Origin of the sequence: Rossellomorea aquimaris, assembly GCF_001877785.1 — a bacterium.
Taxonomy (GTDB): Bacteria; Bacillota; Bacilli; order Bacillales; family Bacillaceae_B; genus Rossellomorea; species Rossellomorea aquimaris_A.
Map to the genome: position 1 here is coordinate 1 of NZ_MINN01000041.1, position 393 is coordinate 393.

The 393-nt window shown below is 42.0% G+C and carries 1 pseudogene; it reads right to left on the reverse strand.

What is annotated here, in order from left to right:
* A pseudogene (locus BHE18_RS01545) lies at positions 1-219 on the reverse strand (hypothetical protein); the annotation flags it as partial.
* Positions 220-393: the final 174 nt, after the last annotated feature.

Below are 393 nucleotides of genomic sequence, written 5' to 3' on the forward strand. Positions count from 1 at the left end.
GTCCCAAACCGCATTCTGTGTGCCATGTGCAAACCATTCCTTATGCTCTTCATCTGGAGACAGCATTTCGCCATTGATTTGTTTTTCATAAAGCGGATATCGTTCATTGAATTTACGTGTGCCAAACAGCTGGGCGGGTTCTTTATACATCCCTTTCTCTCCCGCAAAGCGGAAATGGCGGTTGTACGGCTCTCCCTCCAAAAAAAGGGCAAATTCGATGAAAAAAAAAAAAAATGCCATTCTCTTAACACCAACCCATCACCACAGACATGCAGCCACACTCTCTTTCACGTCTTCTCTTTTCAAAACAACAAAAACAATCCTTACTCGATGACCTATACATATAAGTGTCACCACTAAACTATCAAGTCCACGTATACTCTTGTATTCACA